Raw genomic sequence first — 13,069 nt, 5'->3', positions numbered from 1 at the left:
TACTTGCCGGCTTCGAATCGATGTGCAGGCGCGTAGCTCAGTTGGTTAGAGCATCACCTTGACATGGTGGGGGTCGTTGGTTCGAATCCAATCGCGCCTACCAAGAATATCAAGCACTTGCGGGAAACCGCAGGTGCTTTTTTCATGGCCGAGGAAGATGCGCGGCCGGTCGCGGCCGGCCTGGGTTGTCATTCCATTTCTAATTCAATAGCGCATCAATAATCCACGGCCAGGCGACGATGGATCGGATCCGTTCGCAGTTGCTCTCGAAGTCTCGCAGGGCGAGCTCAAGGTGATCTTCGAGCGCCTCCAGGCTGTCGAAGACGCGGTTGTGGAATCGCTTCTCGCGCAGCTCGTCCCACACGTGCTCCACCGGGTTGAGCTCCGGCGCATAGGGGGGCAGGCTCAGTAGGCGCATGTTGGCGGGCGGGTGCAGCTCACCACTGGCATGCCAGCCGGCACCGTCAAGCACCATGACGATGCGCTCGTGCGGGTGACGCTCGCTCACCTCGTCGAGAAACAACTGCATGCACTCGGTGTTGACGTGAGGCAAGATGAGCGAGTCCAACTGGCCGCTTGCCACATCGACGGCGGCGTACGCGTAGGTGTACTCGTGGGTCAACATGGCTTGGCACAGCGGCCGCACCGGCTTGGGCGCCCAGCAGCGGCGCACGTCGTTGATGCGTCCAAAGCGCGCCTCGTCCTGGAACATCAGCTTGATGGGGCCTTGCTGCGGCCAGTGCGAGCAGATTTCGGCAAGGCGCTCGGGGAGTTTTTTTTCCACTCCTCTTGAGCCAAAGGATCGCTTTGCGGATGGCGTTTGTCGGGGGCCAGCTTGCGCCAGCCGTGGCGGTGCAGCAGGTTGTAGACCGAGGACAGCGCCATGGGACGGCCCAGGGCAGCTTCGATTTCACACTTGACTTGACCGACCACCAGGATGCCGCCCGTGCGAGCGCGATCAAGAAAGGGCGCCAGCACCTGGCGCTCCTGCTCAGTCGTCATGTTCTGGTGGCGCCTGCCGCCGCGCGCGGGGCGCTGGCCGTCACCTGCAACCTCGCCGGCCAGGAAGCGATTGCGCAAGCGGCAGGTCCACGCCGGGGAGCGGCCGATGACCTGCGCGGTTTGCTCCAGGCTCAAGCCATAGTCCAGCGGCAACACCACCGCCTGTGCTTGGCGAAGCTGCTCAGCGGTCTGTGCGCCGGCCAGCATTTGACGGGCCGACTCCAGACTGTCGGCACCTCGGGCTGTTCTTGCCATGTCGTTCTCCTTGCGGGATCGGTGACATGGATATTATTGATCTATTGATATGGAAATGGAATCACACGCGGCCCGCGTCCCTACACTGGCCGCTCGGTCATCAACCCCAAAGGAGATTGCTCATGGCTTTCAGCGATTCGGCGACGTCCGGACTGCGCCCCTACGCGCTGGCCCTGCTGCGCGTGACGACGGCCTACATGTTGCTGCTGCACGGCTGGATGAAATTCTCGGGCGGCACGCCCCTGGCCTCGCTGTTCGGCGCGGCCATGGTGCTGGAGCTGGTGGGCGGCGCGCTGCTGGTGCTGGGCCTGTTCGTGCGGCCGGTGGCCTTCATCCTGTCGGGCGAGATGGCCTTCGCCTACTGGATGGCGCACGCCAAGGCCGCCAACTGGTGGCTGCCGCTGCAGAACCACGGCGAGTCGGCGGCGCTGTTCTGCTTCATCTTCCTGTATCTGGCCGCGGCCGGTGGCGGCGCATTGGCGCTGGACGACGCGCGCCGGCGGCGCTGAGCGGCGCGCGGTCATCGGCCGGTCTCAGCCGGCCTTCTTCTCGCGCGGCACGCGTCCCATCAGGTAGAACTCGGGGTTGGGCGCCATGTTGCTGAACGAGGCGATGCGGTTGGACAGGCCGAAGAAGGCGGTGATGGCGGCGATGTCCCAGATGTCCTCGTCGTCGAAGCCGTGCGCGTGCAGCGGGGCGAAGTCCTCCTCGCCCAGTTCGCTGGAGCGCAGGCACACCTTCATCGCAAACTCCAGCATGGCCTTTTGGCGCGGCGTGATGTCGGCCTTGCGCCAGTTGGTGGCCACCTGGTCGGTCACCAGGGGCTTTTTCTCGTAGATGCGCAGCAGCGCGCCGTGCGCCACCACGCAGTACAGGCAGCCGTTGGCGCTGCTGGTGGCCACCACGATCATTTCGCGGTCGCCCTTGCTCAGGTGGCTGCTGCGGCCCACGCTCTCGGGCTCCATCAGCGCGTCGTGGTAGGCGAAGAAGGCGCGCCATTCGGCCGGGCGGCGCGCCAGCGCCAGGAACACGTTGGGGATGAAGCCGGCCTTTTCCTGCACCCCCAGGATCTTGGTTTTCAGGTCCTCGGGCAGGCTGTTCAGGTCGGGCAGCGGGTAGCGGGCGGTCATGGGCCTGGTCCTTTCATAAGTGGCGGGCGATGGATGATGGGTTTGTATCACGTGGGGCGAGAGGCGCGCGCGGCGCCACCATAATCACGGCTTTCGTTCAACGTCTTTGCAAGGATGATCGCGTGAAAGCATTTCAAACCCTGTGGCTGGGCCTGACGGCCGGCCTGCTGCTGTCCACCGGCGCCTGCGCGGCCGGCCCCGAGACCAGCGCCAGTGGCCTGATCTATGAATCGATCCAGGACGGCACCGGCCCCAGCCCCAAGGCGACCGACGTGGTCAAGGTCAACTACCGCGGCACCTTCCCCGACAGCGGCAAGGAGTTCGACAGCTCCTACAAGCACGGCCAGCCGATCGAGTTTCCGCTCAATCGCGTGATCAAGTGCTGGACCGAGGGCGTGCAGAAAATGAAGGTGGGCGGCAAGGCGCGCCTGACCTGTCCGCCGGCCATCGCCTACGGCAGCCAGGGCGCGGGCGGGGTGATTCCGCCCAACGCCACGCTGGTGTTCGAGGTGGAGCTGCTGGCCATCAAGGGCCAGTGAGGCCCGCGTGAACCGGCGCCGGCGCAAGGGCCGGGGCCATCGGTGTATCGTTGCAATCGGTTTCGACCCCGGGGCCGCCGCCGGGTGGCCCCAACGCTTAGGAGAACACATCCCGTGAACAAGATTCATCCATCGGCCGATGCGGCGCTGGCCGGCGTCGTCGAGGACGGCCAGCTGATCGCCGTCGGCGGCTTCGGCCTGTGCGGCATTCCCGAGGCCCTGATCCAGGCGCTGCACGACAGCAAGGTGCACAACCTGACCTGCATCTCCAACAACGCCGGCATCGACGGCTTCGGCCTGGGCAAGCTGCTGCAGACGCGCCAGATCAAGAAGATGATCGCCAGCTATGTGGGCGAGAACAAGGAGTTCGAGCGCCAATACCTGGCGGGCGAGCTGGAGCTGGAGTTCACCCCCCAGGGCACGCTGGCCGAGAAGCTGCGCGCCGGCGGCGCCGGCATCCCCGCCTTCTTCACGCGCACCGGCGTGGGCACCATCGTCGCCGAAGGCAAGGAAACGCGCGAATTCGGCGGCCACACCTACCTGATGGAGCATTCGCTGGTGCCCGACGTGTCGCTCGTCCATGCGGCCGTGGCCGACACCAGCGGCAACCTGCGCTTCAACCTGACGGCGCGCAACTTCAACCCGGCCGTGGCCATGGCCGGCAAGGTCTGCATCGTCGAGGTCGAGAAGATCGTCGAGCTGGGCGAGCTGGCGCCCGACGACATCCACCTGCCCGGCATCTACGTGCACCGCATCGTGCTGAACGCCAATCCCGAGAAGCGCATCGAAAAGCGCACCTTGACCGAAACCAAATGACTTGTGGGACAGAGCTGAAGCTTTTGCCCCCAATCGAACGAAGGAGAGCCTGACATGGCCTGGACCCAAGATCAAATGGCTGCGCGCGCGGCGCAAGAATTGCAAGACGGCTTCTACGTCAACCTCGGCATCGGCATCCCCACGCTGGTGGCCAACCACACGGGCAACAAGGAAGTGTGGCTGCAGTCCGAAAACGGCCTGCTGGGCATCGGCCCCTTCCCGACCGAAAAGACCATCGATGCCGACCTGATCAACGCCGGCAAGCAAACCGTGACCACCATCCCTGGCTCGTCGATCTTCGGCAGCCACGACAGCTTTGCCATGATCCGCGGCGGCAAGATCAACCTGGCCATCCTGGGCGCCATGCAGGTGAGCGAAAAGGGCGACCTGGCCAACTGGATGATCCCCGGCAAGATGGTCAAGGGCATGGGCGGCGCGATGGACCTGGTGGGCGGCGTGCCCAAGGTCATCGTGCTGATGGAGCACGTGGCGCGCAAGAAGGACGGCACCACCGACCTCAAGATCCTGCCCAAGTGCACCCTGCCGCTGACCGGCGTGGGCGTGGTGCACGAGATCATCACCGACCTGGGCGTGTTCGCCGTCACGCCCAAGGGCCTGAAGGTGGTCGAGCTGGCCGACGGCGTCAGCTTCGACGAGGTGCAGGGCAAGACCGGCGTCACCCTGCTTCAATAACAATAGCTGTTTGCGCAGGTTGGACGGGCGCTGCAGCCCCGTTTGGCTTGCGTTTTCATTTTTTTGAACCCGAGGAGAATCACGTCATGCAACTCAAAGGCAAGACCGCCCTGGTCACCGGCTCCACCAGCGGCATCGGCCTGGGCATCGCGATCGAGCTGGCCAAGCAGGGTGCCAACATCGTGATGAACGGCTTTGGCGACCACGAGGGCCCGCGCGCGCAGATCACCGCCCTGGGCGTGCGCGCCGAATACCACGGCGCCGACATGAGCAAGCCGGCCGAGATCGAGGCCATGATGAAGTTCGCGGCCGAGAAATTCGGCGGCGTCGACATCCTGGTCAACAACGCCGGCATCCAGCACGTGTCGCCGATCGAGAGCTTTCCGCCCGAGCGCTGGGACGCCATCATCGCCATCAACCTGACGTCCGCCTTCCACACCACGCGCCTGGCCATCCCCTACATGCGCCAGAAAAACTGGGGGCGCATCATCAACATCGCCTCGGCGCACGGCCTGGTCGCCTCGGTGCAGAAGTCGGCCTACGTGGCGGCCAAGCACGGCATCGTGGGCCTGACCAAGGTCACGGCGCTGGAGCTGGCGACCACGGGTGTCACGGCCAACGCCATCTGCCCCGGCTGGGTGCTCACGCCCCTGGTGCAAAAGCAGATCGACGCCCGCGCCGCGGCCGAGAAGATCAGCGTCGAGCAGGCCACCAAGGAACTGCTGAGCGAGAAGGAGCCGTCGCTGCAGTTCACCACCACCGAGCAGTTGGGCGGCATGGCGGTGTTCTTCTGCTCGGCGGCGGCCGACAACGTGCGCGGCCAGGCCTGGGCCAGCGACGGCGGCTGGACGGCGCAGTAACGGGCTCACCCCCAGGCTTGCGCGGACTTCGTTCCGCTACGCCTCCCCCCTCTCCGGGGGCGCACCCAGTGACCGGGGAGACCCCGGCCACGGGTGCACTGGCTTGGCCAGCTCCGCGGCCATTCGTCTGGTACAAAATCGGCGACATGCTTTTTCTTTTGTCCCCGGCCAAGGCGCTGGACTATGAAACCCCCTTGCCCGCCGGGCTGCCGCACACCGAGGCGCAGTTCAAGCAGCCGGCGGCCGAGCTGATCGCCGTGCTGCGCCAGAAGTCGCCCCAGCAGGTGGCCGAGCTGATGCATCTCAGCGACGCGCTGGCCGGGCTGAACGTGGCGCGCTACGCGGCCTTCGGTCCGCGCTTCACGGCGACCAACTCGCGCCCCGCGGCGCTGGCCTTCAATGGCGACGTGTACGGGGGCCTGCAGGCGCGCAGCCTCAAGCCGGCCGAGCTGGGCTGGCTGCAGGAGCACGTGTGCATCCTGAGTGGCCTGTACGGTGTGCTGCGCCCGCTGGACCGCATCCAGCCCTACCGGCTGGAGATGGGCACGCGCCTGGTGACCGGGCGCGGCGGCAACCTCTACCAGTTCTGGGGCCCGCGCATTGCCGAATACCTGAACCGGCGGCTGGCCGACAAGCCCTCGCCCATCGTCGTCAACCTGGCTTCGCAGGAGTACTTCAAGTCCGTCGACCGCAAGGTGCTGCGGGCGCGCGTGGTGGAGTGCGTGTTCGAGGAGCGCAAGGGCGCGCAGTACAAGGTGATCAGCTTCTTTGCCAAGCGCGCGCGCGGGCTGATGGCGCGCTGGGCGGCGCAGCACCGGGCGGCCACGCCCCGGCGGCTGGAGGCCTTCGATGCCGAGGGCTACGCCTTCGCGCCCGCCGCCTCCGAGCCCGACCGGCTGGTGTTTCGCCGCCACGCCGAACAGCCATGACTCAGGCCATCACCGCCGAATTGCGCCAGTGGATCCTGGCCCAGGTGCAGGCCGGCCACGACGCCGAGTCCGTGCTGCAGTCGATGAAGAGCTCGGGCTGGGACGAGGCGGTGGCTCTGCAGGCGATGGAAAGCACGCTGCGCGCGCAGCTCGACGCGCAGGCCACGACGCGCGAGCTGCCGCCCGCCGTGCCGGTGCCCGAGCCCGACCTGAGCGGCGCGCCCCTGTACCTGGACGGCGGCGACCGCCCGGTGGCCGTGCTGGGCGTGATGGCGGCGCCGCGCGTGGTGGTGCTGGGCGGCCTGCTGTCCGACGACGAGTGCGAGGCCCTGATGGCCGCCGCGCGCCCGCGCATGAGCCGCTCGCTCACTGTGGCCACGCAGACCGGCGGCCAGGAGGTCAATGCCGACCGCACCAGCCAGGGCATGTTCTTCACGCGCGGCGAGGGCGAGCTGGTGGCGCGCATCGAAGAGCGCATCGCGCGCCTGGTGCGCTGGCCGGTGACGCACGGCGAAGGCCTGCAGGTGCTGCGCTATGTGCCCGGCACCGAATACAAGCCGCACTACGACTACTTCGATCCCGAGCAGCCCGGCACCGCCACCCTGCTTCAGCGCGGCGGCCAGCGCGTGGGCACGGTGGTGATCTACCTGAACGAGCCCGAGCGCGGTGGCGCCACCAGCTTTCCGGACGTCGGCCTGCAGGTGGCGCCCAAGCGCGGCAACGCGGTGTTCTTCAGCTACGCGCGGGCGCACCCCGGCACGCGCACCCTGCACGGCGGCGCGCCGGTGCTGGCGGGCGAGAAATGGATCGCCACCAAGTGGCTGCGCGAAGGGGTGTTCGAGTAATGCAGGTGCAGGCCAACGGCATTCCCATCGAGGTCGAGGACAGCGGCGGCCCCGGCCCGGCCGTGCTGCTGGTGATGGGCCTGGGCATGCAGCTCATCGCCTGGCCCGACACCCTGGTGCGCGAGCTGGCGCAGGCCGGCTACCGCGTGATTCGCCACGACAACCGCGACGTCGGCCTGTCGCGCATCTTCAGCGATGCGCGCATGCCCAACCTGGTCTGGGCCATGCTGTGCCAGCGCTTGGGTCTGCGCGTGCGCGCGCCCTATCTGCTGGACGACATGGCGCAGGATGCGCTGGGCGTGCTCGACGCGCTGGGCGTGCCGCAGGCGCACGTGGTCGGCGTCAGCATGGGCGGCATGATCGCGCAGCGCATGGCCCTTGCCGCGCCCCAGCGCCTGCTGTCGCTCACCAGCGTGATGAGCACCAGCGGCGCGCGCGGCCTGCCCGGCCCCACGCGCGCGGTGGCGCGCGCCATGCTCCGGCGCCCCGATGTCGATGACCGGCAGGCCGTGCTGGCGCATTCCGTCAAGTTCTTCCAGCTCATCGGCGGCCCCGGCTTCGTGGTGCCCGAGGACGAGCTGCGCGCGCGCGTGGCGGCGGCCCTCGGCCGCGCCTACCACCCGCGCGGCGTGCTGCGCCAGCTGCTGGCCATCATGGCCGACGACACCCGCGCCGCGCTGCTGGCGCGCATCGCCACACCCACCCTGGTCATCCATGGGCGCGAGGACCCGCTGGTGCCGCTGGCCGGCGGCGAGGACACGGCGCGGCGCATTGCCGGCGCGCGCCTGCAGGTCATCGACGGCATGGGCCACGACCTGCCGGCCGCGCTGGTGCCGCGGCTGCTGCCGCTGCTGCTGGCACACTTCGAGGGCCATTCCCGTTCCTCGCCCGCCGCATGAACACCCCCGCACCCGCAAGCCCCGAGGGCAGTGCCCTGGGCAAGGCCGCGGCCTATGTCGACCAGTACGACGCCGGCCTGCTGTACCCCATCGCCCGCGCGCCGCAGCGCGAGCGCCTCGGCATAGTCGGCCAGCCGCGCTTTTTCGGCGCCAACTGGTGGACCGCCTACGAGCTGTCCTGGCTGAACGCGCGCGGCAAGCCGCAGCTGGCCATCGCCCACATCCTGGTGCCCTGCGAGAGCACGCACATCGTCGAGAGCAAATCCTTCAAGCTGTACCTGAACAGCTTCAGCGGCACGGTGTTCGCCGACGCTGCCGCGGTGCGCGCGCGCATCGAGGCCGACGTCAGCGCCGCCGTGTGGACGGGCGAGGCGGTGCGCGCGCGCGTGGCGGTGCGCCTGATCGCGCCCGAAGACTTCGACCGCGAGCCGATCCACGAGATGGACGGCCTCAGCCTGGACCGGCTGGACCTGGAGTGCACGCACAGCGAGCCGGCGCCCGAGCTGCTGAGTGCGGCGCTCCATGAACAGCCGGTGGAAGAGACGCTCACCAGCCGCCTGCTCAAGAGCAACTGCCCCGTCACCGGCCAGCCCGACTGGGGCAGCGTGCAGATTCGCTACGCCGGCCCGCAGATCGACCAGGCGGGCCTGCTGCGCTACATCGTCAGCTTCCGGCGCCACAACGACTTTCACGAGCACTGCGTCGAGCGCATGTTCATGGACATCTGGCAACGCTGCCAGCCGACGCAGCTGACGGTGTACGCCCGCTACACGCGTCGCGGCGGCCTGGACATCAACCCCTGGCGCACCAGCCACCCCGGCGCCCTGCCGCCCAACATACGCACCGCAAGACAATGAGGCGCTGGCCGGCGACCGGCAAGCGTCGGATGCTATCGTTTCAATAGAATTTCAAATCATCGAACCCGCAGGGAGAACACCATGGCACGCCACTACTTCGGCACCGACGGCATCCGCGGCACCGTGGGGCAGGAGCCCATCACCCCCGACTTCGCCATGCGCCTGGGCCACGCCGTGGGGCGTGTGCTGCGGGCGGCGCAAGCCAACCCACTGGTGCTGATCGGCAAGGACACGCGCATCTCGGGCTACATGCTGGAGAGCGCGCTCGAGTCCGGCCTGATCTCGGCCGGCGCCGACGTGATGCTGCTGGGCCCGGTGCCCACGCCGGCGGTGGCCTACCTCACGCGCGCGCAGCGCGCCAGCCTGGGCGTGGTCATCAGCGCCAGCCACAACCCCTACCCGGACAACGGCATCAAGTTCTTCGACGCCCAGGGCGCCAAGCTGCCCGACGCTTGGGAGCAGGCCGTCGAGGCCGCCCTGGCCGAGCCGCCGCAGTGGGCCGATTCGGCCGGCCTGGGGCGCGCGCGCCGGCTGGACGACGTGGCCGGCCGCTACATCGAGTTCTGCAAGAGCACATTCAGCCACGCGCTCAGCCTGCACGGCCTGAAGATCGTGGTCGACGCGGCGCACGGCGCGGCCTACCAGATCGCGCCGATGGTGTTTCATGAGCTGGGCGCCGACGTGGTCGCCATCGGCTGCGCGCCCGACGGCCTGAACATCAACGACGGCGTGGGCGCCACCCACCCCGAGGCGCTGGTGCGCGCCGTCGCCGAGCACCGGGCGGACTACGGCATCGCGCTGGACGGCGACGCCGACCGGCTGCAGATGGTCGACGCCGGCGGTCGCCTGTTCAACGGCGACGAGCTGCTGTACGTGCTGGCCACCGATCGCCTGGCGCGCGCCGGGGGCGCGCCGGCAGGCCCGCTGGCCGGCGTGGTCGGCACGCTGATGACCAACCTGGCGGTCGAGCAGGCGCTGCGCCGGCAGGGCTTCGACTTCGTGCGCGCCCAGGTGGGCGACCGCTACGTGCTGGAAGAGCTGAACCGGCGCGGCTGGCTGCTGGGCGGCGAGGGCTCGGGCCACCTGCTGGTGCTGGACCAGCACAGCACGGGCGACGGCCTGATCTCGGCGCTGCAGGTGCTGCAGGCCTGCGTGCAGCAGGGCCGCGGCCTGGCCGAGCTGCTGGCCGGCGTGCCGCTGTTTCCGCAGGAGCTGATCAACGTGCGCCTGCAGCCGGGCGCCGACTGGCGGGCCAACGCGCGCCTGAAGTCCGAGACCGCCGCCGTGCAGGCCGAGCTGGGCGAGGGCGGCCGCGTGCTGATCCGCGCCAGCGGCACCGAGCCGCTGCTGCGCGTGATGGTCGAGGCGCAGGATGGCGCGCTGGCGCGCCGCAGTGCCGAGCGCCTGGCGGCCGCCGCGGCATGACGCCGACGCTCATCAATCGATAGCTGCTCGCGCTTGATTGGTGCGCGCCAGCGGCCAATTTGGCTTGAAGGTCCAGCTGAACCCATCGCCGCTGTCACGGGGCGCGTTCAAGCCGTTGGCGGCTCGTCCCAGCGCCACAGGCTGGCGTAATCGGTGCCGGTGCGGCGGCAGGCACGCCAAGCCAGGCCGCCTTCGGCCATGGCGTCGCGGATGCTGGGGGCGATCCACCGCAGGGCGCGGGCGGCCATGCGGTCGCGCCGGCGCTGCGCGGGGGTGCGCTCCATCAGCGCCAGCGCCCAGGGCGGCAGCAGCGCGGCGGCGGCGCCCAAGAACAGCGTGCGGCTGACGCCCGGCAGCGGCACCGGCAGGCGCATCGCGCCCAGGACGTGCAGCACCTCGCGCGTGCGCGCGTCGAACACCAGCTCGGGCCGCGCGGCGCTGAAGAAGGCCTCCAGCTCGGCCAGCGAACGCGGCGCCTCGGGCGCACCCAGCGCCTGCGCGATGCGCGCCATCTCGCCGATGTAGCGGTCCTGCTCGGCACGCGCGATGCGCACGCGGCAATGCGCCTGGTAGGCCTGCAGAAAGCCCCAGCACTCGGCGGCATGCACCCAGGCCAGCAGGTGGGGGTCGTTGGCGCTGTAGGCGCGCCCGTCGGCGGCGGTGCCGCGCACGTGCTGGTGGATGTCGCGCACGCGCTCGATGGCGGCCAGGGCGGCGGCGCGCGGCGCATAGGTGGTGCGGCCGACGAAGGCGGTGGTGTTGCGCAGCCGCCCCAGGGTGTCGTCGCGAAAGTTGGAGTGGTCCCACACCCCGGCCAGCGCCAGCGGGTGCAGCGACTGCAGCATCAGCGCGGCCAGGCCGCCGACCATCATGCTGGGGAAGTCGGCATGCACCTTCCAGGTCACGCTGGCGGGGCCGAACAGGCCCGCGTCGCCGAGCGGCGCGTCGTAGTCGGGCGCCGGCGCGCTGCGGCTGAGCACCGACAGCACCTGCCGGCGCAGCTGGCGGCGCAGCGCGGGCGGCAGGAGGCTGCGGCCGGGCAGCCGCAGCGTCGCCGCCGGCTCCGCGCCGCGGGGGGCGGAACCATCCAGCGTCGGTTCGTCGCGCTTGTCCATGCCGAGGCACTGTACCCCTGCCGGCGGCGGCTGGGCGCAGCAGGGCCGCATCCACGCGCGCCGAGACGCTATTTCGCCGGGTCCGCCGTCAGCGTCTGCTTGAACAGCGCGATGGTCTGCTTCATCGCGTCCTGGGCGGCCGGAACGTCCTTGCGCGGTGCGCTGGCCAGGTTGAAGCCGTGGCCCACGCCCTCGTATTCCTTGAGCGTGAGCATGGGAGGGGGGGCGGCCTTGGCGGCCTCGGCCAGCTTGCGCGCGGTCTCGATCAGGCAGCAGTTCTTGTAGGTGTTGGCGGTGCCGGCGAACATCTGGATCGGGACCTTGATGCGGCCGACGTACTCGACCGGATCCTTGATGTAGGACGTCAGCGGATACCCGGCGACGACGATGGCCACGGCCTGGGGCATCTTGGCGGCGTAGCTCATGGCGACCCCGCCGCCCAGCGAGTAGCCGACCACACCCACCTTGCCCGGCAGCGCCTGCGGGCTGGCCTGGGCGCGCGCGATCACGTCCTTGAGCATGTTCCACGCGCGGTGGGTGTCCTTGATCCAGAAATCGTTGCCATCGACCAGCACGGTGAAAAAGCCCGCGTCGGCCAATTGCTGCGCCGTGGCGGTGTAGTTGGGCATGCCGGTCTGGCCCGAAATCACGATGACCACGTGTCCCGGTCCGGACGCGGGCGCGAACACCTCCTGCGGGGGCGCGGCGTCCTGAGCCTGCGCGGCCAACGCGGCCGCGGCCAGCGCAACGGCGAACCCGTGTTTCGGGCTGAGCATCATGGGGTGCCTCCTGAGGCTTCGAGCGATCCGCTCCCGCGCCGCCCCTGGCCTTGCCGCCGGCAAGGGCCGCCGGGCAGCGCCTCGGCGGGGTGCCATGGTAGGCCTGCCGCCCGTCGGGCGCAACAGCGGCGGGACAGGGGCGCTCGCGGTGATACGCTTGGCGCGTGAAATCCAGCGCGTCCCAGCCCAGCGAAGTCAACCTGTCGGAGCACGACGGCGTGCGCCATCTGCATCTGGGCACCGAATGGGTGCAGGGCTCGATGCGCATCGACGCGCCGTTCGACATCGAGCTGGAGTACGTGCAGCGCATGATGGCCTGGCTGCTGTTCGTGCCGCCCGCCTCGGTGGCCGGGCGCCACGCCATGCAGCTGGGCCTGGGGGCCGGGGCGATCACCAAGTTTTGCCACAAGCGGCTGCGCATGACCTGCACCGCCATCGAGCTGAACCCGCGCGTGGCCGACGTGTGCCGCGCCTGGTTCAAGCTGCCGGCCGAGGATGAGCGCCTGCGCGTGGTGATTGCCGACGCGGCCGCGGAAATCCGGCGTGACGAGTGGTTGGGCACGGTCGACGCGCTGGCGGTGGATCTGTACGACGACGAGGCCGCCGCGCCGGTGCTCGACAGCGCCGCCTTCTACGCCGACTGCCGGCGCCTGCTGACCGAGGACGGCTCCATGACGGTGAACCTGTTCGGCCGCTCGGCCAGCTTCGAGCGCAGCCTGGCGCGCATTGCCGAGGCCTTTGGCGAGCGCGCGGTGTGGGCCTTCAAGCCCACGCGCGAGGGCAATGCCGTGGTGCTGGCGCAGCGCACGCCCACGCGACCCAAGCGCGCGGCACTGCAGGCGCAGGCCGAGGCGGTGCAGGCGCGCTGGGGCTTGCCCGCCAGCAAATGGCTGCGAGTCTTCAAGCCCATCGAAAAATGAAAAAC

16 protein-coding genes and 1 tRNA gene are annotated in these 13,069 nt (G+C 69.3%); 12 read left to right on the top strand and 5 right to left on the bottom strand.

What is annotated here, in order from left to right; all coding sequences use genetic code 11:
- Window positions 1-26: 26 nt before the first annotated feature.
- Window positions 27-103: transfer RNA gene (locus tag ACWHMB_RS13970), tRNA-Val, on the top strand.
- A 96-nt stretch (window positions 104-199) separates the two neighbouring features.
- Here the strand turns inward: ACWHMB_RS13970 and ACWHMB_RS13965 are convergent.
- The gene (locus ACWHMB_RS13965) at window positions 200-784 is read right to left on the bottom strand and encodes an IS630 family transposase (protein WP_377516475.1); all 585 of its coding nucleotides are present in this window, start codon (window positions 782-784) and stop codon (window positions 200-202) included.
- Window positions 712-1,257, bottom strand: coding sequence for a helix-turn-helix domain-containing protein (locus ACWHMB_RS13960; protein ID WP_377516474.1), 546 nt, complete (start codon window positions 1,255-1,257; stop codon window positions 712-714). The genes ACWHMB_RS13965 and ACWHMB_RS13960 overlap by 73 nt, the downstream gene beginning before the upstream one ends.
- 122 nt (window positions 1,258-1,379) lie before the next feature.
- On the opposite strand from ACWHMB_RS13960, the gene ACWHMB_RS13955 reads away from it, so the two are divergent.
- Window positions 1,380-1,766, top strand: a complete 387-nt coding sequence (locus ACWHMB_RS13955; protein WP_377479130.1) for a DoxX family protein — start codon at window positions 1,380-1,382, stop codon at window positions 1,764-1,766.
- 24 nt (window positions 1,767-1,790) lie between these two features.
- Here the strand turns inward: ACWHMB_RS13955 and ACWHMB_RS13950 are convergent, their stop codons facing one another.
- On the bottom strand, window positions 1,791-2,387 hold the full coding sequence (locus tag ACWHMB_RS13950; protein ID WP_377479127.1) for a peroxidase-related enzyme: 597 nt from the start codon (window positions 2,385-2,387) through the stop codon (window positions 1,791-1,793).
- Between the two features lie 122 nt (window positions 2,388-2,509).
- Between ACWHMB_RS13950 and ACWHMB_RS13945 the strand changes: the two genes are divergently transcribed.
- From ACWHMB_RS13945 to glmM, 9 genes are all read left to right on the top strand, one after another.
- Window positions 2,510-2,926: an FKBP-type peptidyl-prolyl cis-trans isomerase gene (locus ACWHMB_RS13945; RefSeq protein WP_377479125.1), complete on the top strand. Its 417-nt coding sequence runs from the start codon at window positions 2,510-2,512 to the stop codon at window positions 2,924-2,926.
- Between the two features lie 114 nt (window positions 2,927-3,040).
- A complete protein-coding gene (locus tag ACWHMB_RS13940; protein WP_377479122.1) occupies window positions 3,041-3,742 on the top strand; it encodes a CoA transferase subunit A in 702 nt (233 codons plus the stop codon).
- Between the two features lie 54 nt (window positions 3,743-3,796).
- Window positions 3,797-4,435, top strand: coding sequence for a 3-oxoacid CoA-transferase subunit B (locus ACWHMB_RS13935; protein ID WP_377479118.1), 639 nt, complete (start codon window positions 3,797-3,799; stop codon window positions 4,433-4,435).
- An 86-nt stretch (window positions 4,436-4,521) separates the two neighbouring features.
- On the top strand, window positions 4,522-5,295 hold the full coding sequence (locus ACWHMB_RS13930) for a 3-hydroxybutyrate dehydrogenase (RefSeq protein ID WP_293222174.1): 774 nt from the start codon (window positions 4,522-4,524) through the stop codon (window positions 5,293-5,295).
- A 146-nt stretch (window positions 5,296-5,441) separates the two neighbouring features.
- Window positions 5,442-6,224, top strand: coding sequence for a peroxide stress protein YaaA (gene yaaA / locus ACWHMB_RS13925; protein ID WP_377479115.1), 783 nt, complete (start codon window positions 5,442-5,444; stop codon window positions 6,222-6,224).
- A complete protein-coding gene (locus ACWHMB_RS13920; RefSeq protein WP_377479112.1) occupies window positions 6,221-7,069 on the top strand; it encodes a 2OG-Fe(II) oxygenase in 849 nt (282 codons plus the stop codon). Before yaaA ends, ACWHMB_RS13920 begins: the two co-directional genes overlap by 4 nt.
- Window positions 7,069-7,968: an alpha/beta fold hydrolase gene (locus ACWHMB_RS13915; protein ID WP_377479109.1), complete on the top strand. Its 900-nt coding sequence runs from the start codon at window positions 7,069-7,071 to the stop codon at window positions 7,966-7,968. Before ACWHMB_RS13920 ends, ACWHMB_RS13915 begins: the two co-directional genes overlap by 1 nt.
- Entirely contained in the window at window positions 7,965-8,825 is an 861-nt protein-coding gene (queF, locus tag ACWHMB_RS13910) for an NADPH-dependent 7-cyano-7-deazaguanine reductase QueF (protein ID WP_447648567.1), read from the top strand. Before ACWHMB_RS13915 ends, queF begins: the two co-directional genes overlap by 4 nt.
- A gap of 81 nt (window positions 8,826-8,906) precedes the next feature.
- Window positions 8,907-10,250, top strand: coding sequence for a phosphoglucosamine mutase (glmM, locus tag ACWHMB_RS13905; RefSeq protein ID WP_293222184.1), 1,344 nt, complete (start codon window positions 8,907-8,909; stop codon window positions 10,248-10,250).
- Between the two features lie 107 nt (window positions 10,251-10,357).
- On the opposite strand, the gene ACWHMB_RS13900 is transcribed toward glmM, so the two are convergent.
- The gene (locus tag ACWHMB_RS13900; protein WP_447648566.1) at window positions 10,358-11,365 is read right to left on the bottom strand and encodes an oxygenase MpaB family protein; all 1,008 of its coding nucleotides are present in this window, start codon (window positions 11,363-11,365) and stop codon (window positions 10,358-10,360) included.
- A 68-nt stretch (window positions 11,366-11,433) separates the two neighbouring features.
- Window positions 11,434-12,144: a dienelactone hydrolase family protein gene (locus tag ACWHMB_RS13895; RefSeq protein WP_447648565.1), complete on the bottom strand. Its 711-nt coding sequence runs from the start codon at window positions 12,142-12,144 to the stop codon at window positions 11,434-11,436.
- Between the two features lie 164 nt (window positions 12,145-12,308).
- On the opposite strand from ACWHMB_RS13895, the gene ACWHMB_RS13890 reads away from it, so the two are divergent.
- Window positions 12,309-13,064 carry a spermidine synthase gene (locus tag ACWHMB_RS13890; RefSeq protein ID WP_293222190.1) on the top strand — a complete coding sequence of 252 codons (756 nt, stop codon included), beginning with the start codon at window positions 12,309-12,311 and terminating at the stop codon, window positions 13,062-13,064.
- Window positions 13,065-13,069: the final 5 nt, after the last annotated feature.

The sequence above is a fragment of the Ottowia pentelensis genome (assembly GCF_964341695.1).
Note: the sequence above shows the minus strand (reverse complement) of the source record. Positions and strands in the feature narration are given on the sequence as shown.